At 70.4% G+C, this 20501-nt stretch carries 17 protein-coding genes; 6 read left to right on the top strand and 11 right to left on the bottom strand.

The annotated features are described in order from the left end of the window. Nucleotides 1-79 precede the first annotated feature (79 nt). From DFR72_RS40690 to DFR72_RS40670, 5 genes are read left to right on the top strand one after another with little or no spacing between them, the layout of a single operon-like run. A complete protein-coding gene (locus DFR72_RS40690; RefSeq protein ID WP_281273466.1) occupies nt 80-805 on the top strand; it encodes a response regulator transcription factor in 726 nt (241 codons plus the stop codon). Further along, complete coding sequence (locus DFR72_RS40685) at nt 783-2189, top strand: sensor histidine kinase (protein ID WP_090072517.1); 1407 nt, start codon at nt 783-785, stop codon at nt 2187-2189. Before DFR72_RS40690 ends, DFR72_RS40685 begins: the two co-directional genes overlap by 23 nt. Nucleotides 2190-2207: 18 nt before the next feature. After that, complete coding sequence (locus DFR72_RS40680; RefSeq protein ID WP_090072515.1) at nt 2208-3929, top strand: ArnT family glycosyltransferase; 1722 nt, start codon at nt 2208-2210, stop codon at nt 3927-3929. After that, nucleotides 3926-4666: a dolichyl-phosphate beta-glucosyltransferase gene (locus DFR72_RS40675; RefSeq protein WP_090072513.1), complete on the top strand. Its 741-nt coding sequence runs from the start codon at nt 3926-3928 to the stop codon at nt 4664-4666. Before DFR72_RS40680 ends, DFR72_RS40675 begins: the two co-directional genes overlap by 4 nt. Next, the gene (locus DFR72_RS40670) at nt 4663-6474 is read left to right on the top strand and encodes a glycosyltransferase family 39 protein (RefSeq protein WP_090072511.1); all 1812 of its coding nucleotides are present in this window, start codon (nt 4663-4665) and stop codon (nt 6472-6474) included. The genes DFR72_RS40675 and DFR72_RS40670 overlap by 4 nt, the downstream gene beginning before the upstream one ends. Nucleotides 6475-6477: 3 nt before the next feature. Here the strand turns inward: DFR72_RS40670 and DFR72_RS40665 are convergent, their stop codons facing one another. From DFR72_RS40665 to DFR72_RS40630, 8 genes are all read right to left on the bottom strand, one after another. Next, on the bottom strand, nt 6478-7251 hold the full coding sequence (locus DFR72_RS40665; protein WP_245983867.1) for an SGNH/GDSL hydrolase family protein: 774 nt from the start codon (nt 7249-7251) through the stop codon (nt 6478-6480). A 53-nt stretch (nt 7252-7304) separates the two neighbouring features. Then, nucleotides 7305-8315 carry a hypothetical protein gene (locus DFR72_RS40660; protein WP_342768722.1) on the bottom strand — a complete coding sequence of 337 codons (1011 nt, stop codon included), beginning with the start codon at nt 8313-8315 and terminating at the stop codon, nt 7305-7307. 446 nt (nt 8316-8761) lie between these two features. Next, entirely contained in the window at nt 8762-10573 is a 1812-nt protein-coding gene (gene aspS / locus DFR72_RS40655) for an aspartate--tRNA ligase (protein WP_090072505.1), read from the bottom strand. 66 nt (nt 10574-10639) lie between these two features. After that, a complete protein-coding gene (locus DFR72_RS40650; protein WP_090072503.1) occupies nt 10640-10996 on the bottom strand; it encodes a hypothetical protein in 357 nt (118 codons plus the stop codon). Continuing rightward, on the bottom strand, nt 10993-12024 hold the full coding sequence (locus tag DFR72_RS40645) for a hypothetical protein (RefSeq protein ID WP_090072501.1): 1032 nt from the start codon (nt 12022-12024) through the stop codon (nt 10993-10995). Before DFR72_RS40645 ends, DFR72_RS40650 begins: the two co-directional genes overlap by 4 nt. Before the next feature lie 61 nt (nt 12025-12085). Continuing rightward, nucleotides 12086-13255 carry a S8 family peptidase gene (locus DFR72_RS40640; protein ID WP_090072499.1) on the bottom strand — a complete coding sequence of 390 codons (1170 nt, stop codon included), beginning with the start codon at nt 13253-13255 and terminating at the stop codon, nt 12086-12088. 119 nt (nt 13256-13374) lie between these two features. Beyond that, complete coding sequence (locus tag DFR72_RS40635) at nt 13375-14448, bottom strand: S8 family peptidase (protein ID WP_245983866.1); 1074 nt, start codon at nt 14446-14448, stop codon at nt 13375-13377. A 76-nt stretch (nt 14449-14524) separates the two neighbouring features. After that, on the bottom strand, nt 14525-15685 hold the full coding sequence (locus DFR72_RS40630) for a S8 family peptidase (protein ID WP_090072495.1): 1161 nt from the start codon (nt 15683-15685) through the stop codon (nt 14525-14527). Nucleotides 15686-15865: 180 nt separating this feature from the next. On the opposite strand from DFR72_RS40630, the gene DFR72_RS40625 reads away from it, so the two are divergent. Then, nucleotides 15866-16771 carry a helix-turn-helix domain-containing protein gene (locus DFR72_RS40625; protein ID WP_090072494.1) on the top strand — a complete coding sequence of 302 codons (906 nt, stop codon included), beginning with the start codon at nt 15866-15868 and terminating at the stop codon, nt 16769-16771. Here the strand turns inward: DFR72_RS40625 and DFR72_RS40620 are convergent. The 3 genes from DFR72_RS40620 to DFR72_RS40610 are packed head-to-tail and all read right to left on the bottom strand — an operon-like array spanning nt 16711 to nt 20496. Next, entirely contained in the window at nt 16711-17514 is an 804-nt protein-coding gene (locus tag DFR72_RS40620; protein ID WP_090072493.1) for an alpha/beta fold hydrolase, read from the bottom strand. The two genes, DFR72_RS40625 and DFR72_RS40620, sit on opposite strands and share 61 nt — an antisense overlap. Nucleotides 17515-17527: 13 nt before the next feature. Continuing rightward, a complete protein-coding gene (locus tag DFR72_RS40615; protein ID WP_090072491.1) occupies nt 17528-18667 on the bottom strand; it encodes an acyl-CoA dehydrogenase family protein in 1140 nt (379 codons plus the stop codon). Next, entirely contained in the window at nt 18664-20496 is a 1833-nt protein-coding gene (locus tag DFR72_RS40610) for an ATP-binding protein (RefSeq protein WP_090072489.1), read from the bottom strand. The genes DFR72_RS40615 and DFR72_RS40610 overlap by 4 nt, the downstream gene beginning before the upstream one ends. Nucleotides 20497-20501: the final 5 nt, after the last annotated feature.

Below are 20501 nucleotides of genomic sequence, written 5' to 3'. Positions count from 1 at the left end.
GAACCTGTGAGCCCAGTAGGCCTGAGCTGTGCACATCGCTCACAGCTGGTACACAGGATCCGCGTTCACGATGGGAGCCATGCGCGCGATGAAGACCGAACTCCGCAGGCCGGACGGGCAGCCCGTCCGGGTGCTCGTCGTCGACGACGAGTCCACTCTGGCCGAGCTGATGTCGATGGCGCTGCGCATGGAGAAGTGGGACGTGCGCACGGCGCTCGACGGCACGACGGCGGTGCGGACCGCGCGCGAGTTCCGGCCGGACGTCGTGGTGCTCGACGTGATGCTGCCCGACTTCGACGGCTTCGAGGTGCTGCGCCGGATGCGCGCGGAGGCGCCGATCCTGCCGGTGCTGTTCCTGACGGCGAAGGACGCGGTGGAGGACCGCATCGCCGGGCTCACCGCGGGCGGCGACGACTACGTCACCAAGCCGTTCTCGCTGGAGGAGGTGGTACTGCGGCTGCGCGCACTGCTGCGGCGCACCGGCGTGACCGACGCGGACGCGGGCACCCGGCTGGTCGTCGGCGACCTGTCGCTGAACGAGGACACCCGCGAGGTCGAACGCGCCGGCACCTCGATCGATCTGACCGCGACGGAGTTCGAGCTGCTGCGCTACCTGATGCGCAACCCGAAGCGCGTGCTGAGCAAGGCCCAGATCCTGGACCGCGTGTGGAGCTACGACTTCGGCGGTCAGGCGAACATCGTCGAGCTCTACATCTCGTACCTGCGCAAGAAGATCGACGCCGGGCGCACCCCGATGATCCACACGATGCGAGGCGCCGGTTATGTCCTCAAGCCTGCGTCCTAGGACGCTGCGGGCGAAGCTGGTGTCGGGCCAGATCGTCCTGCTCACCGCGCTGTGCCTGGTGATCGGCGGCGTCTCGGTGCTCGCGCTGCACGCGTTCCTGATGACCAACCTCGACCGCGAGGTCACGACGCTGCGGCCGGCGCCGCCCGGTTCGTCCTACGGTCCCCCCGGCATCAACGCGAGGATCTTCCCCGACGGCAGCATCCGCGGCACGATCGAACTGCCCGGCTGGCAGGCGCCGCGCCTGCTCACCGATGACGAGATCAAGGTGCTGGCGGCCGCGCCGTCGACGCCGCACACCGTCGACCTGGGCGAGGCGGGCGAGTTCCGCGTGGTCACCGACCGCAGGGACATCAAGGGCCTGTCGCTGCAGCCCGTCACGGACATCGTGTGGCAGATGGTCTGGATCCTCGCCGGGCTCATCGTCGCGGGCGCGGCGGCGGTCGCCCTGGCGGGCAGGGTGGTCGTGCGGCGCGCACTCGTGCCGCTGGACCGGGTCGCCGAGACGGCGGCGCGTGTCTCCGAGCTGCCGCTGCACGAGGGCGAGGTCGCGCTCGCCGAACGCGTGCCGGAGGAGTACACCGATCCGGACACCGAGGCAGGCAAGGTCGGCCTCGCGCTGAACAAGATGCTCGGCCACGTCGACCAGGCCCTGAAAGCCAGGCACGACAGCGAGACCAGGGTCCGGCAGTTCGTCGCCGACGCCTCGCACGAGCTCAGAACGCCACTCGCCGCCATCCGCGGCTACGCCGAACTGACCCGGCGCACGGGAGAGGACCTGCCGCCCGCGGTTACGCACGCGATGAGCCGCGTCGAGTCCGAGGCGCTGCGGATGACGTCGCTGGTGGAGGACCTGCTGCTGCTGGCCCGCCTCGACGCGGGCCGCCCGCTGGAGAGCAAGGCCGTCGACCTGTCGCGGCTGGTGCTGGACGTGGTCGGCGACGCCCGGATCGCGGGCCCCGGCCACAGCTGGAAGCTGGCGCTGCCGGAGGAGCCCGTGACGGTTCCCGGTGACGTGCAACGGCTGCACCAGGTCATCGGCAACCTGCTGTCCAACGCCCGCGCGCACACGCCGCCGGGCACCACCGTCACTACCGGGCTGTCCGTCCACAACGGACGCGTCGACCTGAGCGTCACCGACGACGGCCCGGGCGTCCCCGAAGGCCTGGAGGTCTTCGAACGGTTCGCGCGCGGCGATTCCTCGCGCTCACGGGCCGCGGGCAGCACCGGGCTGGGGCTGTCGATCGTGTCCGCCGTGGTCGGCGCGCACGACGGTGACGTGTCCGTCGTGAGCAAGCCGGGCCACACCACGTTCACGGTGTCGCTGAGAACATCTCCGGACACAGCTCGTTCACAGCGGGAGCACACGACCGACCCAGGCTAGGCCGCGATTGTCGTCCCCATGAGACGAGAACGCCTGGCGCTGGCGGTCCTGCTGATCGCGACCGGCGCGCTGTACCTGTGGCGGCTGGGGGACTCGGGCTGGGCCAACGCCTACTACTCCGCGGCCGCACAGGCCGGCGCGACGAGCTGGAAGGCGTGGTTCTTCGGCTCGTCGGACGCCTCGAACGCGATCACCGTCGACAAGACCCCCGCCTCGCTGTGGGTGATGGGCCTGTCCGCACGGCTGTTCGGCGTCAACGCGTGGAGCATCCTGGTACCGCAGGCGCTGATGGGCGTCGGCAGCGTCTGGCTGCTGCACGCGACGGTCCGCCGCTGGTTCTCCCCCGCGGCCGCGCTGATCTCCGGCGCCGTGCTCGCGCTGACCCCGGTCGCGGTGCTGATGTTCCGCTTCAACAACCCGGACGCGCTGCTGGTGCTGCTGCTCATCGCGGGCGCCTACTGCGTAACCCGCGCGGTCGAGAACGCCGGCCCGTTCTGGCTCGCGCTCGCCGGTGTGGCGATCGGGTTCGGCTTCCTCACCAAGATGCTGCAGGCGTTCCTGGTGCTGCCCGCGTTCGCGCTGGTGTACCTGCTCGCCGCGCCCACCACGGCCGGCCGGAAGGTTCTGCACCTGACCGGCGCGCTCGGCGCCATGATCGTCGCGGGCGGCTGGTGGGTCGCCGCCGTCGAACTGACGCCGGACCGGCCCTACATCGGCGGCTCGCAGACGAACAGCGTCCTCGAACTGACCCTGGGCTACAACGGTATCGGCCGCCTCACCGGTGACGAGGTCGGCAGCGTCGGAGGTGGCCGCGGCTGGGGAACGGCCGGGTGGAGCCGCCTGCTGAGCGCGGAGATGGGCAGTCAGATCGCGTGGCTGCTGCCCGCCGCGGTGGTGCTGCTGGTCGCCGGGCTGTGGCTGGCGAAGGGACGCGCCCGCACCGCGCTCGCGCTGTGGGGCGGCTGGCTCGTCGTCACCGCCGGGGTGTTCAGCTTCATGAACGGGATCATCCACTCCTACTACACCGTGGCGCTGGCCCCCGCGATCGCCGCCGTCGTCGGCATCGCCGCCACCGAACTCTGGGAGCGCCGCAGCGAACCCGTTGCGGCAGCGGTGCTCTCGGGTTCCGTCGCGCTGAGCGCGCTGCAGTGCTACGTGCTGGTCAACGAGTTCTCCACGCCTGTCGCGGTGCTGGTGCTCATGGCGGGGCTGATCGCGGCGGTCGGGCTTGTCCTGTCGATGCGCTGGGCCATCCCGGTCGCGCTCATCGCCGCGTTGCTCGGCCCCACCACGTACTCCTTCGCCACCGTCACCACCCCGCACACCGGCGCGCTGCCCGTCGCAGGCCCGTCGAACGGCCGGATGGGCGGCATGGGCGGCGGGCTGCTCGACGCCACGACACCGGACGCCGAGGTAGTGGCCCTCCTGCGGGACAACGCGAGCGGCTACAGATGGGCCGCCGCGACCATCGGCTCCAACAACGCCGCAGGGCTCCAGCTCGCCAGCGGGCAGCCCGTCATGGCGCTCGGCGGCTTCAACGGCACCGATCCCGCGCCGACCCTGGAGCAGTTCCAGGAGATGGTCCGAAGTGGACAGATCCACTACTACGTCGCCGCCGGCCGGATGATGCAGGGCGAGACCGGCAGCGACGCCGCCCACGACATCGCCGCGTGGGTCGCCGAGAACTACACCGCGACCACCGTCGCCGGTGCCACCCTCTACCCACTGGACGAGTCATGACCACTGTCGACGTGGTGATCCCGGTCTACAACGAGGAACGCGACCTGCCGAGGTGCGTCGACCGGCTGCTCACCGAACTGCCGAAGCTCCTCCCGCACGACTTCCGCGTCACCGTCGCGGACAACGCGAGCACCGACCACACGCTCCAGATCGCCGAGAACCTGATGCGCGCGCACGACCGGGTGCGCGTCGTTCACCTGCCGCGCAAGGGCCGCGGTGGCGCGCTCAAGGAGGTCTGGTCGACGTCGGACGCGGAAGTGCTGGCGTACATGGACGTCGACCTCTCCACGGACCTGCGCGCACTGGCACCACTCGTCGCGCCGCTGCTGTCCGGGCACTCCGACCTCGCCATCGGCAGCAGGCTCGCGCACGGCGCCCGTGTCGTGCGCGGTGTCAAGCGGGAGGTGATCTCCCGCTGCTACAACGTTTTGCTGCGCGCCAGTCTCCGCACACACGTCACCGACGCGCAGTGCGGTTTCAAAGCGATCCACTCCCGTGCCGCACGTCGCCTGCTCCCCCACGTCGAGGACACCGGCTGGTTCTTCGACACCGAACTGCTCGTGCTCGCCGAACGCGCGGGACTGCGCGTCCACGAGGTCCCCGTCGACTGGGTGGACGACCCGGACTCGAGCGTCGACATCCTCGCCACCGCCCTGGCCGACCTGCGCGGCATCGCGCGGTTGCGCCGTTCATCGCCGGCCCTGCCGGTCACCGCACCGGAAAGGGTCACGGCATGACCGCCACGCTCGCCACTGCGCCCGTCGCACCACCGAAGCCGCAGGAGCGCCGGGACACGAAGACGCTGCACCGCATCGCCTTCCTCGGTCTGCTCGCCGCAGCCGCCGTGCTGTACCTGTGGAACCTCACCGCTTCCGGCTACGGCAACGAGTTCTACGCGGCGGCGACCCAGGCGGCGTCGCAGAGCTGGAAGGCGCTGCTGTTCGGTTCGCTCGATCCCGGTAACACGATCACGGTCGACAAGCCGCCCGCGTTCCTGTGGGTGAGCGGCCTGTTCGCGAAGGTGTTCGGCTTCTCCAGCTGGACCGTGCTCGCCCCGCAGGCGCTGGAAGGCGTTGCGGCGGTGGGACTGCTGTACGCGACGGTGAAGCGCACGTCCGGTCCGGCGGCGGCGTTGTTCGCCGGCGCGGCCTTCGCCCTCACCCCGGTCGCCACGCTGATGTTCCGGTTCAACCTGCCGGACGCGCTGCTGGTGCTGCTGATGGTGGCGGCCGCGTACTGCACGGTGCGGGCGCTGGAGAAGGCGAGCCCGCTGTGGCTGGCGCTCGCGGGTTCGGCGATCGGGTTCGCGTTCCTCACGAAGATGCTGCAGGCGTTCCTGGTGCTGCCCGCCCTCGCGCTGGCGTACCTGATCGCGGCACCTGTTTCGCCTCTCAAGCGGCTGCTGCACCTGCTCGGCGCCGGTGTCGCGGTCGTCGTCTCGGCCGGGTGGTTCATCGCGCTGGTCGAGCTGTGGCCGGCGGACAGCCGCCCGTACATCGGAGGCTCCACCAACGACTCCCTGTGGGAACTCGCCATCGGCTACAACGGCCTCGGCCGCATCTTCGGCAGCTCCGGCGGTGGGCCTGGCGGCGGTGGCATGGGCGGCGGCAACGGGAACATCGGCTTCGGCGGCGAAACCGGCATCGGACGGTTGTTCGGCGCCAGCATGGGCCCGGAGATCTCCTGGCTGCTCCCCGCCGCGCTGATCGGACTGGGTGCCGGACTGTGGTTCCTGCGCCGCGCGCCCCGCACCGACCGCACCCGTGCGGCGCTGGTGCTCTGGGGTGGCTGGGTGCTCGTGAGCGGCGCGGTGTTCAGCTTCATGAGCGGCATCACGCACCCCTACTACACGGTGGCGCTCGCTCCCGCGATCGCGGCGGTCGCGGGAATCGCGGGAAGTGAGCTGTGGCGCGGCCGAGCGCACTTCCCGGTGCGGATGGCGCTGACGGCGATGGTCGCGACGACCGGCGTGTGGGGCTTCATCCTGCTCGACCGCACCCCGGACTGGACGCCGTGGCTGCGCTGGGTCCTGCTGACCGTCACCGCGGTCGCCCTGGCTGCGCTGGTGTTCGGCCTGAACCGGCGCTGGCTGGCGGGCGTTCTGGTGGTGGCGGCGCTGCTGGGCACCTCCGGCTATGCCGTGGCGACCGCGTCGGTGACGCACAGCGGCTCGATCCCGTTGTCCGGCCCGCGTTCCCAGCAGGGCGGTGGCATGCGCGGGGGCACGTCGTCCACGGAGGTCGTGCAGCTGCTCAAGACCACCGGCACCGAGTGGGCGGCCGCGACGACCGGCGCCCAGAACGCGGCGTCGCTCCAGCTGGCGTCCGGCCGGCCGGTGATCGCGATCGGCGGCTGGAACGGCAGCGATCCCGCGCCCACGCTCGACGAGTTCAAGGCGCTCGTCGCGGCGGGCAAGGTGCGCTACTACGTCGAGGGCGGCCGGGGCGGCGGGCCCGGCGGTGGCAGCAGCGACATCAGCGAGTGGGTCGCGGCGAACTCCGAACCCATCACGGTCGGCGGCCAGACGCTCTACGACCTGGGCTGATCGTCAGAGGCGGCCGGTGTCGGCGGGGAACACCTCCCCCGGCACCGGCCACGCCTCGACCGGCGTCTCGTCGTTCCACAGCAACGGAACCAGGTCGGCGCCCCGCCGGAACAGCCACGGAACCCCCTTGAGCGCCAGCCACGCCACGTGGTGCCACACCGTCAGCTCGCGGCCGCCGGAGCACTCCAGGCTGACCTCGCCGAACTGGTGCCCCAGCGCGCGCAGCTCGGCCGCGAACGCCCGCGCCAGCATCCGGTGACCGCGCTCCGACGGGTGCAGCCGGTCGACCGCCCACGTCCCCAGCTCGTAGGCGCCGGGCATCGTGTGCAGGTCGACGCACCGCACGCCGTGCCGCGCCACCACCACGTCGACCACGCGGTTGTACTCGTCGATGCGGTCCTTCAGGACCCGCCGGAGCTTGCCGGGCAGCTTGAACACGCGGCCCTGGTCGTGGAACCGCACGGTGACGACGGAGACGCCGGCCGCGGTCAGCTCGCGGCAGACGTGGTCGAGGTCCGCGTGCATGCGCCGCACGGAGAAGTCCGACCTCAGCGTGTCGTTGACACCGGCGATGACCACGGCGGCACTGGGCCTGTCCCGCAACGCCTGCGGCAGCTGGACGCGTCTGACGTCCGCCAGCCGTGCGCCGGAGACGGCGTAGTTGCGGTAACCGTAGTCCGAGTAGGCGGAGGAGAGGATCGGGCCGAAGCCGCGCCATCCGCCGGGAACGAGGTCGCCGATCCCGACCGCTGTCGAGTCACCGAGTAACACCAGCACGCGAAACAGCATCAGGTGGCGCGGTGATCCGCGAATGACCGTGCGGGAACGGTTCAGCGAAATGCAGGGTAAAGCGGGAGTTCGAGCACCTCAGGGCCGTAGCGGTCGGCCAGTGCGCCGATCACCGCGTCGGCGTGCGACGCGACGGTCTTCTCGCCCAGCAGCAGCGCGTCGGACCGCAACCGGATCCACCGGCCCGTCAGCACGACGCTGCGCGGCGGAGCGTTGACGTCGACGGGCATGGGCTTGGACAGCGCCCGCCACGTCGCGAGCCACACCCACAGCAGCTGGGCCTCCAGCAGCCGCGGTAAGAACACCGCGTCGTCGTCCATCTCGGGCCACACCGACCCGACCTCCGCGCGCCAGGCGGCGACCATGGCCTCGGACATCCCCGGCGGCAGGCCCCACCCGCACCAGCAGGACGGGAACGGCACGCGCAACGCGGCGGCGTCGAACACGATGTCGCGGACGCAGCCGCCCTCGAAGTCGACGAACCGGACTCCGCGCGAGGTGACCAGGTGGTTGTCCGGGCACGACGTCGACGGGCTGAACGCGCGCCGCCGCGAGGTGCTGAACGCCCGTGCGGCGCCGTTGGCGTACTCGATGGCCTGCGTGGACGTGCCGACGCCCACTGTGGACTCCAGGAGCCCCGGTAAGCCCGCGATCGCCGCGTGCACGTCGACCGCGATCGGGTCTTGGCAGCACTGCGCCCCGGCCCTGCGCATCAACGCGTCGAAGTCGGCGTCACGGCCCGCCGTCGTGGCGTGCAGGCGACCCATGGCGTGTGCCCAGGACAGCAGGCCGCGTTCGGCCGCCCGCGCGTCCTTGGCGTGCAGCTTCTCGGACAACCTCGGCGCACGGCCCAGGTCTTCCAGCACGACGAGACGCGACGCCGCGTCGTGCGCGAACAGTTCGGGTGTGGCGCGCTCTTCGGCCGGCAGCGCCGTCAGCAGCTGGTGGCTCACGGCCTCGTGGGCCCACGGGTCCCGGTCGCCCGAGCCGGCGGGATAGCGCTTCACGACCAGCGTGCGCGGCATGGAGAACGGCGAGGAAGCGACTCTCACACGAATGACGACGGAACGACCGGTGCCCCCGAGAGCCTCGGGGTCTGCGAGGCGCACCTGTGCGCCCAGTCGCTTGGTCAGTACCCGCTCAGCCGCCACGACAGCGTCTGCGATCTCAGGTGAAGTCGTGTCAGGAGGGCCCGCGGTGATCTCCACGCTCATCCCCTCCGACCCTACTCCCCATGTCCGTGAGCCGGACCGACGCTAATCGGGCCAGGCTGCGACCACCACCACTCGTTGGTAACGGCTCGCACCGTTCCCGGACACCCCTCCGAGGTGTGGACGTGTGGAAACACCTTCCGTTGCCCACTACGTGCCGATCAAGGCGATCGATCGGCACGCACTCGTCAATACCGATCAAGTAGGTGCTCGATCGGGCGAACCGGTCTCATGTTCTGGGACGTGCGGAGGCATCCCGCAGGTTGCCTCCGCATGGGAAGAGATCGTCAGGCCTTCGGCTCGACCTTCTCGGCCGCCTTGTCCGCTGCCTTGTCCTGGGGCTTCGCGTCCACACCGGCCTCCTTGCGCTGCAGCGCCGTGATGGGCGCCGGAGCGGCCGTCAGCGGGTCGTAGCCGCCGCCCGACTTCGGGAACGCGATGACCTCGCGGATCGAGTCGGCACCCGCGAGCAGCATGCACAGGCGGTCCCAGCCGAGCGCGATGCCGCCGTGGGGCGGGGCGCCGAACTTGAACGCGTCGAGCAGGAAGCCGAACTTCTCCTGCGCCTCCTCGGCACCGATGCCCATGACGTTGAACGCGCGCTGCTGCACGTCGGCGCGGTGGATACGGATCGAGCCACCGCCGAGCTCGTTGCCGTTGAGGATCACGTCGTAGGCGTAGGCCAGCGCCTCGCCGGGAGACTCCTCGAAGGTGTCGATCCACTCCGGGGTCGGCGAGGTGAACGCGTGGTGCAGCGCCGTCCAGTTGCTGCCGCCGACGGCGACGTCACCGGCCTCGAGCTTGTCGACCGACTCGAACATCGGGAAGTCGACGACCCAGCCGAACGCCCAGGCGTTCTCGTCGATCAGGCCGACGCGGTGCGCGATCTCGACGCGGGCCGCGCCCAGCAGGGCACGCGCGTCGCGCGGGTCGCCCGCGCCGAAGAAGATGCAGTCGCCCGCGTTGGCGCCGACGGCCTTCGCGAGACCTTCGCGCTCGGTGTCGGTGAGGTTCTTCGCGACCGGGCCGCCCAGCGTGCCGTCCTCCCCGACCAGCACGTACGCGAGACCCTTGTGGCCGCGCTGCTTGGCGAACTCCTGCCACGCGTCGAGCGTGCGGCGCGGCTGCGAGGCACCGCCCGGCATGACGACGGCACCGACGTACGGCGCCTGGAACACGCGGAACGTCGTGTCCTTGAAGTACTCGGTCAGGTCGGTGAGCTCGAGCTCGAAGCGCAGGTCCGGCTTGTCAGAGCCGTACTTCGCCATCGCGTCGGCGTAGGAGATCCGGCGGAACGGCAGCGGGATGTCGACGCCCTTGGTCTCCTTCCAGATCGCGGCGAGCAGCTTCTCGGTCAGGCCGATCACGTCGTCCTGCTCGACGAAGCTCATCTCGATGTCGAGCTGGGTGAACTCCGGCTGGCGGTCGGCGCGGAAGTCCTCGTCGCGGTAGCAGCGCGCGATCTGGTAGTAGCGCTCCAGGCCGCCGACCATGAGCAGCTGCTTGAACAGCTGCGGCGACTGCGGCAGCGCGTACCAGCTGCCCGGACGCAGCCGCGCCGGCACCAGGAAGTCGCGCGCGCCCTCGGGGGTGGAGCGGGTCAGCGTCGGCGTCTCGACCTCGACGAACTTCTCGCCGTGCAGCACCTCGCGGGCGATGCGGCTGACCTCGCTGCGCAGCCGGATCGCCTGTGCGGGGCCGGAGCGGCGCAGGTCGAGGTAGCGGTGCTTGAGGCGGGCCTCCTCGCCGGGCTCCACGTCGCTCTCGACCTGGAACGGCAGCGGCGCGGCCTCGTTGAGGACCTCGAGGTCGCTCACGTAGACCTCGATGGCGCCGGTGGCCAGGTCGGGGTTGTCGCTGCCCTCGGGGCGCTTGCTCACCTCGCCGGTGACCTTGACGACGTACTCGCTGCGCAGCCGGTGCGCGCGCTCCGCCATCTCGCCCTCGCGGAACACGACCTGGGCGACACCACTGGCGTCGCGGAGGTCGATGAAGATGACACCGCCGTGATCCCGCCGGCGAGCGACCCACCCGGTGAGGGTGACGGACTGCCCGGCGTGCTCGGCCCGGAGTGACCCGGCCTCGTGCGTGCGCAACACGGTGGTGGCTCCTTGTAGACGAAGTCAGCTTTGCCGTCAAGGCTAGCCGGAGCCACCGACAGATTTTCAGGCAGGGCGGATGGCGGGCTCCGCCTTCGCCCACGCGGCGTGCCAGCCGGGGTCGACCTGCTCGGCGTTCTCGCCGTCGTCCGCGATCCGTTCGATCATGTCCAGCAGCCGTGCCCGGTGCTGCGGCGCGAGCGAGGGCATGACCTCGACCAGGAACGGCAGCACCGCCGTGGCCGCGGGACACACGAACCCGCCTTCCTCGTACACGGTCCGGTCCAGGTCCGTGACGGCCTGGGCGACCACCTCGGGGTCGTCGGACAGCAATGCCCTGAGGTGCCCCGGCGTGTCGAGCGCGGGACCGAAGGCGTGGTCGATGGCGTGCCACGCGACGTCGTCCAGACCTTCCAGGCTCATCGCAGCTCCAGCAGCACCGACGTGGCCAGCGTCGAGACCTTCTGCCCCAGCGACGTCACCCCGTGGTCGTGCACCCTCCCGGCGACGAGGTCCCGGTACTCCCGGGCCCCCGCGACGCCGGCCAGCCACACCGCGAACGCCCGCAGCCGCACGTCCGGATCGGCGATCCACACCGGCACGAACGGCACGACCAGGCCCACGTCGGTGGTGTCGCGTTCGAAGAGCCTGCGCAGGTAGTCGAGCGCTTCGGTCCGCCACGGCAGCACGTCCACCAGCGCCAGCACGAGGTCCATGCCGTCGAAGTCTTTGGGCCCCACCAGCCAGAGCACGTGCTCCAGCACCTCTTCGTAGCCCATCTCGAACGACCCGGTCGCGAGGAACAGCTCCAGGTCCCCGGTCAGCCCGCGCAGGATCACGTCGGCGTCCGGCCTGGTCGCCGCCGACACGAGCAGCCGCACCAGCGGTTCGTCGCCGGAGACCGTCAGCTCCCGCAACCACTCCACCGCCGCCTCGTCACCGCGCCCGGCGAACTCCGTGGCGACGATCACCAGGCACAACCGCGTGGCCGGATCGAGCTCGTCCTCCCACCGCCGGGACAGGGCGGGCAGCACGAGCGCGCTGTCCCCGTGCCCCTTCCCCAGCATGAACAACACGCCCCGGCGCACGCCCGCGTAGCCGTGGTCGAGCAGAGCCAGCAACGCCGGCTTCGAGGCCTCCCAGGCGGCCGGCCAGCTCGGGTGCACCCCGTCGGAGCCGCTGCCCCCGGCGACCGCGATCGCCCCGCAGACGTTCTCCAGCAGCCACTCACGGCTGGGGGTGTTGTCGTGCGCGACCAGCTCCAGCAGGAACGGCCACGCCGCCGCCGTCGCCTCGCTGACCTCGGACTCCTCCCCGGTCAGGTGCCGCACCAGCTCCTCGTGCGGCTCGGCGGACGTCCGGGCCTGCCTCAGCAACCTGGGAAGGTCGTCGGCGTACCCGTCATGACTGCGCAACCGGTACCAGTCGATGCCCTTCAGACCCTCCACCATGGACCCAACAATAGGAAAAGGCCGCGACCAGTAGGTCGCGGCCTTCTCACCATGAGCTAGCTCACGCGGTCGGCGCGAGGTAGAGCAGGCGGTTCGGCGAACCGGTGCCCGGGTTCGTCACCTTCGACGGCGTCGACTGCCCGATCAGGTACGAGGCGACCTGAGCCGGCGTCGCCGCGCGGTTCGTCGAGAGGTAGCGAGCGGCGGCACCCGCGACGTGCGGGGTGGCCATCGACGTGCCCGAGATGGTGTTGGTGGCCGAGTCCGACGTGCTCCAGGCCGACGTGATCGCCGAGCCCGGCGCGAAGATGTCGAGCACGGTGCCGAAGTTCGAGTACGAAGCGCGGGCATCGGTGCGCTCGGTGGCGCCCACGGTGATCGCCTCGGTCACGCGGGCCGGCGAGAAGCCGGACGCGTTGGCGTTGGAGTTGCCCGCGGCCACGGCGAACGTGACGCCCTTGGCGACGGCGTTGCGGACGGCCGTGTCGAGGGTGGCGTTGGCGCCACCGCCCAGCGACAGGTTGGCGACGGCCGGCTTGACGGCGTTGGCGCCCACCCAGTCGATGCCGGCCGCGACGCCCGCGAGGGTGCCGGAGCCGTTGTTGTCGAGCACGCGGACGGCGACGATCTTCGCGGCCTTCGCGACGCCGTACTGCGAGCCCGCGATGGTGCCGGCGACGTGCGTGCCGTGGCCGTTGCCGTCCTGGGCGACGTTGTCGTTGTCCACGAAGTCACGGCCGTTGGCGGCACGGCCACCGAACGTCGAGTGGCTGATGCGGACACCGGTGTCGATGACGTACGCGGTGACGCCCGATCCGGTCGAGGTGTAGCTGTAGGAGCTGTTGAGCGGCAGGTTGCGCTGGTCGATGCGGTCGAGACCCCACGACGGCGGGTTCGTCTGCGTCGCCTGCGTGTGGACGACCTGGTCGGCCTCCACGAACTCCACCGACGGGTCGGCGGCCAGGCGCTTGGCCTGCTTCTCGGTCAGCTTCACGTTGAAGCCGCCGAAGGTCTTGTACTCGCGCTCGACCGTGCCGCCGAACCGGGAAGCGAGGGCGTGCCCGTTCGCCTTGCCCTCCTTCAGCTTCACGATGAAGCTGCCGGCGATCTTCTCCGGGGCGTTGAGGGACAACACCTCGCCCTCGGCGGCGGAGGCGTTGGGAACCATCAGGACCGACATGGCGAGAGTCGCCGCGCCGGCACCGGCCAGGAACCGGATCTTTCGCGTCATGATTCGCTTTCCGTTCTTTGCAGGGGAACGAAGCGCTTTCGACGTTATGGAGAGATCCGGTTCCTGCCAAGGGTGTCTTACGGATTAAGACGCGCTTGTATTGCCGGACAATTCACCCTTCACAAGGATGGCGGCCAGTAGAGGATACGAGTGACGGGTGGCGTGCCCGGGGTGCCCGTGGTAACCAGCGCGCGCTCGACCTGCGCGGGCGTGGCGGTGCGGTTGCGTTCCAGGAACCGTGCCGCGACACCGGCCGCGTGCGGTGCGGCCATGGACGACCCGCTCAACGTGTTGGTCGCCGTGTCGGAGCTGTTCCAGGCGGAGGGGATGCTGACGCCCGGCGCCCAGATGTCCACCAGGGGGCCGTAGTTCGACGACGAGGACTTGGTGTCGTTCTGCGTCAACGCACCCACGCAGATCGCGGCCGCGACCCGTTGCGGCGACGAGTTCGCCGGGTCCGTGTTGCTGCCGCCCGCCGCGACCGCGTACGAGACGCCCGAGTCGATCGACTTCTTCACGGCCGTGTCCAGAGCCGCGGAAGCACCGCCCCCCAACGACATGTTCGCCACCGCGGGCTTCACGGCGTTGCGCGTCACCCAGTCGACGCCCGCGATGACACCGGAGATCGTGCCGGAACCCGACCCGTTCAGCACGCGCACACCCCACACCGTGGCCTGCTTGGCGACGCCGTGCTTCGTGCCCGCGGCGATGCCGGCGACGTGCGTGCCGTGACCGTTGTCGTCCTGGGCGATCGCGTCGTTGTCGACGGTGTCCCAGCCGTTGCGCGCCCTGCCGCCGAAGTCCGTGTGCGTCACGCGGAGGCCGGTGTCGATCACGTAGATGTTCACGCCACGTCCGGTGGTCGTGTACTCGTAGCGCTGGTCGAGTGGCAACGCGCGCTGGTCGATGCGGTCCAGGCCCCACGGCGGGTCGAGCTGAACGCTGTTGGCGTGCACGATCCCGTCACGCTCCACAGAGGACACGTTCGGGTCGGCCTTCAACGCCTTCAGCTGCGCCGACGTCAGCCGGGCGCTGAAACCGTTCAGCACACTGGAGTACCGGTGCTCGACGGCACCGCTGAACGACGAGACGGCGCCGTCCTTCAGCACGACGATGTACGACGACGTGGCCGCGGACGCAGGGGCGACCACGACCATTGCCGCGAGGGCGGCGACTGCCAGCAGGGCTCTCACAGGCAGACTTCCTTTCATTTGCAGGGAAAACGGCCCCGGCTCGCAGGAACCGGGGCCGCACATCTCAGTGCTGCGTTCAGCTGGTCGGCGCCCAGTGCAGGAGCCTCGTGGTCGTGTTCGCTCCGGGGTTGGTCACCTTGCCGTTGGTGGCGTTGGACGTGATCGCGGTCGCGACCTGGGCGGGCGTCACGTTGAAGTTGCCCTGCAGGTACCGGGCCACCACACCGGCGACGTGCGGCGCCGCCATCGAGGTGCCGGAGATGGTGTTCGTGGCCGTGTCACTGGTGTTCCACGTGGACGTGATGCCACCACCGGGCGCGAAGACGTCCACCACGGGGCCGTAGTTGGAGAAGGAGGAGCGGGCGTCGGTGCGGTCGGTGGAGCCCACGGTCAGCGCCGCCGCCACCCGGGCGGGCGAGGTGTTCGCCGCGTTCGTGTTGGAGTTGCCCGCCGCGACGGCGAACGTCACGCCGCGCGTGATAGCGCCGGACACGGCGTTGTCGAGCGAGGTGTTGGCGCCGCCGCCGAGCGACATGTTGGCGACAGCGGGCTTGACGTGGTTCGACGCCACCCAGTTCACGCCGGCGACGACCCCGGCGATGGTGCCGGAGCCGGAGTTGTTCAGCACGCGGACGCCGATGATGTTCGCCTGCTTGGCGACGCCGTGCAGCGTGCCCGCGACGGTGCCGGCGACGTGCGTGCCGTGGCCGTTGCCGTCCTGCGCGACGGCGTCGTTGTCCACGAAGTCGTAGCCGTTCTTCGCACGGCCGCCGAAGTCGCGGTGGGTGATGCGGACGCCGGTGTCGATGATGTAGGCGTTCACGCCGGAACCGGTGCTGTTGTAGGTGTAGCGCTGGTCGAGCGGCAGGTTGCGCTGGTCGATCCGGTCGAGGCCCCACGACGGCGGGTTGACCTGCGTGGCCTGGATGCTGACGACCTGGTCGCGTTCCACGTACTCGACCGAGGGGTCAGCGGCCAGTCTGCGCGCCTGCGCGTCGCTCATCCTGACCGAGAAGCCCTGGAAGACCGTGTCGTAGACGTGCCCGACCTGGCCGCCGAACCGGGAACCGAGAGTCTGCGCGCTCGCGGTGACCCCGTCGTCCTTCAGCTTCACGATGAAGCTGCCGGCGATGTTCTCACCGGGCGAGACGCGGATCTCGCCCACCGCGGCGGTGGCGGGGGCCGCGAACGCGGCGATCATGACCGCCGAGCCCAGCAGAGTTGCAGTCTTGCGCATTGTGCAGTCCTGTTCGTCGCAGGGATGCTCAGGAAGCTGACCGGGGCTATTGGCGGCGTAATAGTCCCGAGATCTGAACCTGCCGAGTTTCGAACCGGGACAAAACCGCCGATCGGCTGTACCGCGTTCCCTTTGCTGCCGATAGCCTTCCGAGCTTGACTCCGTGAAACGGAGGAGTGGATGCTCACGATTTACCCACCGCGCGAGGAGCTCGCCGACCTTCTCGTGACGGGTCCGTTCGCGGACGCGTTGCGGGTCGCGATCCAGGTGCGGGGACTCAGTCTGGAACGGCTGCAGCACCGCCTGAAGGTGCGGGGCGCGCCGATCAGCGTGACGGCGCTGAGCTACTGGCAGTCGGGCCGGCGCAGACCCGAGCGGCCGGAGTCGCTGATGGCGCTGGCGCACCTGGAGGACGTCCTCGGGCTGCCGGCGGCCGCACTGAGCCGCCTGCTGGGGCCGCCGCGGCCGCGTGGCCGTTCCCGCAGGCGGGAGCAGGCGGCACGGGCCGCGTGGGACGGTTCCGGGTTGGTGCTGACCGCCCAGCACGACCGGGTCGACGTCGCGCCGTGCGGCGGGGTGCTCGGCATCCGGTCACGGCAGGTCATGCAGGCCAGCACCGCCAATGTGGACCGCTGGATCCTGTGCCAGGAAACGGGTTCCGCGCAGCCCGCGGTCACGGCGGTCCGTTCCTGCCGGGTCGGCCGGATCGCCAGGGAACGCACGAACGGCGTGCTCGTCGCGGAGATGTTGTTCGACGAACCGATCTCCTCCGGCGACTCGATCGCGATCGAGTACGAATTGATCTATCCACGTCCGACCGTCGAGCACACGCATTTCCGGCGGTTCGGAGAGCGCGTGCACGACTACGTGCTGGAGATCAAATTCGCGGCCGAGTCCCCGCCCGCCTCCTGCGAGCAATTCTCGTCCGGCCCGGCCGGAACGGAAATGTTCGCCGGCGCCCGTCCCGCGCCCGTGGACGAAGGCGGGTACGCGCACGCCGCCGCCCTCGACTTCGGTCCCGGCCTCTACGGAATGCGCTGGACGGTCGACGCGAACGCCTCGGGGTCCTCCACCCAGGGGAAGTGACCGGCACCGGGCTGCACCACCAGCGTCGCGCGCGGGAACAGGCCGGCGTACTCCCGCGCGCGGTTCGGCGGCAGTGACACGTCCAGCTCACCGGTCAGCAGAAGTGTTGGCACGTCGAGGTTCGCGAGCTTCTCGCGCACAGTCCGCACGTCGAACGCGCCGTCGGCGTAGTACTCCATGGCGGCCTCGGGATGGCGCGGGTGCTCTTCCACCGCACGCGCGGCGTCGTCCCAGCGACCGTGGAAGAACGGGCTGATCCTCGCGAACGCCTCGGGCGTCACGTTGCCCGCCCAGATCTCCTCGAACCCCTTGACCGCCTCGGCGTACCAGGGCTCATCGGCGCGCCGCAGGGCCACCTCCCGGCGGTCCTCGTCGGTGACGTCGACGCCGGCCACGCGCGGGCTGGGCGCGACGAGGACGAGTTCCTCGACGCGCTGCGGGAACCGGAGGGCGTAGAGGATCGCGAGGGTGCCTCCCGCCGAGTGCCCGAACAGCCTGACCCGGTCGAGACCGAGGTGCCGGCGGAGCGCTTCCACGTCGTGGACCTGACGATCGACGCGGTAGGAGCCGGCTTTCTCCGACTCGCCCGTGCCGCGCAGGTCCAGCCTGATCACGTCGTCCAGCGGCAGCCCGCCCAGGTACGACGAGTCCTGCATCGGCCCGCCGGGCAGGCAGATCAGCGGGTCCCCGGCCTCACCGTGGTAGGCGAGGCCGAGCCCGTCCGCGTTCGTGAAAGTCCCCATGTCCCGCAGTGTGTCAGTACGAGCGCGGCAACTTCAGCGAGTTTTGCGCGACGAAGTTGAGCACCATCTCCCGCGAAACGGGCGCGATGCGCGACAGCCGGGACATGCCGAGCATCGACGCCAGCCCGAACTCGGAGCTCAGCCCGTTGCCGCCGTGGGTCTGGATGGCCTGGTCGACCGCGGCCGCGATGGCTTCGCCCGCCGCGTACTTGGCCATGTTCGCGGCCTCACCGGACTCCTTGTCGCGGCCGGAGTCGTAGAGCGCGGCCGCCTTCTGCGTCATCAGCCTGGCCAGCTCGATCTCGATGTGGATCTTCGCCAGCGGGTGCGAGAGGCCCTGGTGCGCGCCGATCGGGCTGTCCCACACCTGACGCTGCCGCGCGTAGGAGACGGCCTTGGCGATCGCGAGGCGGGCCGAGCCCGTCGCCATGCTCGCGCCCATGATCCGTTCGGGGTTGAGACCGGCGAAGACCTGCAGCAGGCCCTGGTCCGGCGAGCCCACGACGGCGTCGGACGGCAGCCTGACGTCGTCGAAGAACAGGGTGAACTGCTTCTCCGGCGCCACCAGGTCCATCTCGATCTGGTGGTGGGTGAAGCCTTCGGAGTTCGTCGGCACGACCACGAGCACCGGCCCGGTCGCCTGGATCGCGACCACGAGCACGGCGTCGACCTCGTCGACGCCGGAGATGTAGGTCTTGGTGCCCTTGAGGACCCAGTCGTCACCGTCGCGCCGGACGTGCGTCTTCAGCTTGTGCGAGTTGGAACCCGCGTCCGGCTCGGTGATCGCGAAAGCCATCTTCAGCGTGCCGTCCGCGAAACCGGGCAGCCACTTCGACTTCTGCTCCTCGGTGCCGAACCGCGCGATCACCGTGGCGCAGATCGCGGGCGAGACCACCATGAGCAGCAACGGACATCCGGCTGCCGCCAGCTCCTCGCACACCGCCGCGAGGTCGCCGATGCCGCCGCCACCGCCGCCGTACTCCTCGGGCACGGCCACGCCGAGGTAGCCGAGCTTGCCGGCCTCCTCCCACAGTTCGGTGGTCTTCTCCCCCGCCCGGGACTTGGCGATGAAGTAGTCGTGGCCGTACTGGGCACCGAACTCGGCGACGGCCTTGCGCAGTGCGATCCGCTCTTCGGACTCGACGAAGCTCACAGTTCCTCCACTACGGCCAGGACATCTCCGGCATTGACCTGCTGTGCCTGCGAGACGAGGAGTTCGGTGACGGTGCCCGCGCTGGTCGCGAGCACGCGGTGTTCCATCTTCATGGCCTCCAGCACCAGGAGCTCGGCGCCGGCCTCGACCACGTCGCCCTGCTGGACCGACACCCTGACCACGGTTCCGGGCATCGGGGCGACGGTCGCGCCCGGCGCGAGCTTCGTCTCCGGTTCGGGGAAGCGCGGCACGACCTTCAGCGTCACCGAGCCGCGCGGCGAGTCGACCTCGACCAGATCGCCGTACCTCGCGACGTGGAACGGAACGCGCACGCCGTCCAGGTCCAGCGTGACCACACCGGGAGTCGCCTGCTTCGGGTCGTACTCGACCTCGACCGGCTCCTCGCCGAACAGGAACCTGGCCTTCGGCTGCTGCGACCGCACGTTGCGCCAGCCGAGCGGCAGGTGCCCGATCTTCCGGCCGGCCGCGCTCGCCAGCGCCGCCGCGAGCGCAAACGGTTGCGGGTCAACGGTCCGGGTGAAGTCGTGCTCGGTCAGGAACCCGGTGTGCGTGTCGCCGTCGAGGAACGCCTCGCTGCCGAGGACGTCCACGAGCAGTGCGCGGTTCGTGACCAGGCCGTGGATCTGAGCGCTCTGCAACGCCGTCGCGAGCTTGCGGGCGGCGGCACGGCGCGTCGGCGCGTACGCGATCACCTTGGCCAGCATCGGGTCGTAGTGCACCGAGACCACGGAGCCGTCCTCGACTCCGCTGTCGAGCCGGACGTCGCCGGGCACGTGGAACCGGTGCAGCGTGCCGCTCGCCGGGCGCCAGTCGTTCGCCGGGTCCTCGGCGTAGAGGCGGATCTCGATGGCGTGACCCCGCGGTTGCGGCACGTCCACCGGCAACTCGGCACCTTCGGCGATCCGCAGCTGCCAGTCGACCAGGTCGACGCCGTGGACGAGCTCCGTGACGGGGTGCTCGACCTGCAGCCGGGTGTTGACCTCCAGGAAGTGGAAGTCCTCGCCCTTCAGCATGAACTCGACGGTGCCCGCGCCGACGTACCCGATCGACTCGGCTGCCGCCGTCGCCGCGGCGAACAAGCGCCGGCGCACGTCGTCGCTCACGGCCGGACTGGGCGACTCCTCGACGATCTTCTGGTGCCGGCGCTGGATCGAGCACTCGCGTTCGCCGAGCGCCCAGACCGTGCCGTGCGCGTCGGCGAGGATCTGCACCTCGACGTGCCGCGCGTGCTCCAGCAACGGCTCGCAGAACACCGTGGGGTCAGCGAACGCCGACTCGGCCTCACGCCGTGCGCTCGCCAGCGCGTCGGCGAACTCGGCCTTCTCCCGCACGATCCGCATGCCGCGGCCACCACCGCCGGCCGACGCCTTGATCAGCACCGGGAACTCGGTGACGGTCTCCGGGTCCAGTTCCGGCAACGTCGGCACACCCGCGGCCGCCATCCGCTTCTTCGCGGCGACCTTGGAGCCCATCGCCTCGATCGAGTCCGGTTCCGGGCCGACCCAGGTCAGGCCCGCGGCCTGCACCTTCCGCGCGAAATCGGCGTTCTCACTCAAGAACCCGTAGCCGGGGTGGACGGCGTCCGCGCCCGCCTTGACCGCGGCCTCGACCAGCAGGTCGGCCCGCAGGTAGGTCTCGGTCGGTGACGCGCCGGGCAACCTCACCGCGAAGTCGGCCTCGCGGACGTGCGGCGACTCGGCGTCCGGGTCGGAGAACACCGCGACCGTGCGGATCCCGCCTGCCTGGCAGGTGCGGATGATCCGGCGGGCGATCTCGCCGCGGTTGGCGATCAGGAGGGTCTTGATCACTGCGC

This window comes from Lentzea flaviverrucosa, from assembly GCF_003350445.1.
Classification (GTDB): domain Bacteria; phylum Actinomycetota; class Actinomycetes; order Mycobacteriales; family Pseudonocardiaceae; genus Lentzea; species Lentzea californiensis.
The sequence above is the reverse complement of the archived record's forward strand: the minus strand, read 5'-3'. Positions and strand labels throughout refer to the sequence as shown.

Bases quoted from the DNA above. Each gene is read 5' to 3' on its own strand.
- DFR72_RS40690 (WP_281273466.1), top strand. From the start codon at position 80: ATGCGCGCGATGAAGACCGAACTCCGCAGGCCGGACGGGCAGCCCGTC.
- DFR72_RS40620 (WP_090072493.1), bottom strand. From the start codon at position 17,514: ATGGGGACTTTCACGAACGCGGACGGGCTCGGCCTCGCCTACCACGGT.
- DFR72_RS40685 (WP_090072517.1), top strand. From the start codon at position 783: ATGTCCTCAAGCCTGCGTCCTAGGACGCTGCGGGCGAAGCTGGTGTCG.
- DFR72_RS40640 (WP_090072499.1), bottom strand. From the start codon at position 13,255: ATGACGCGAAAGATCCGGTTCCTGGCCGGTGCCGGCGCGGCGACTCTC.
- DFR72_RS40675 (WP_090072513.1), top strand. From the start codon at position 3,926: ATGACCACTGTCGACGTGGTGATCCCGGTCTACAACGAGGAACGCGAC.
- DFR72_RS40630 (WP_090072495.1), bottom strand. From the start codon at position 15,685: ATGCGCAAGACTGCAACTCTGCTGGGCTCGGCGGTCATGATCGCCGCG.
- DFR72_RS40680 (WP_090072515.1), top strand. From the start codon at position 2,208: ATGAGACGAGAACGCCTGGCGCTGGCGGTCCTGCTGATCGCGACCGGC.
- DFR72_RS40650 (WP_090072503.1), bottom strand. From the start codon at position 10,996: ATGAGCCTGGAAGGTCTGGACGACGTCGCGTGGCACGCCATCGACCAC.
- DFR72_RS40670 (WP_090072511.1), top strand. From the start codon at position 4,663: ATGACCGCCACGCTCGCCACTGCGCCCGTCGCACCACCGAAGCCGCAG.
- DFR72_RS40625 (WP_090072494.1), top strand. From the start codon at position 15,866: ATGCTCACGATTTACCCACCGCGCGAGGAGCTCGCCGACCTTCTCGTG.
- DFR72_RS40645 (WP_090072501.1), bottom strand. From the start codon at position 12,024: ATGGTGGAGGGTCTGAAGGGCATCGACTGGTACCGGTTGCGCAGTCAT.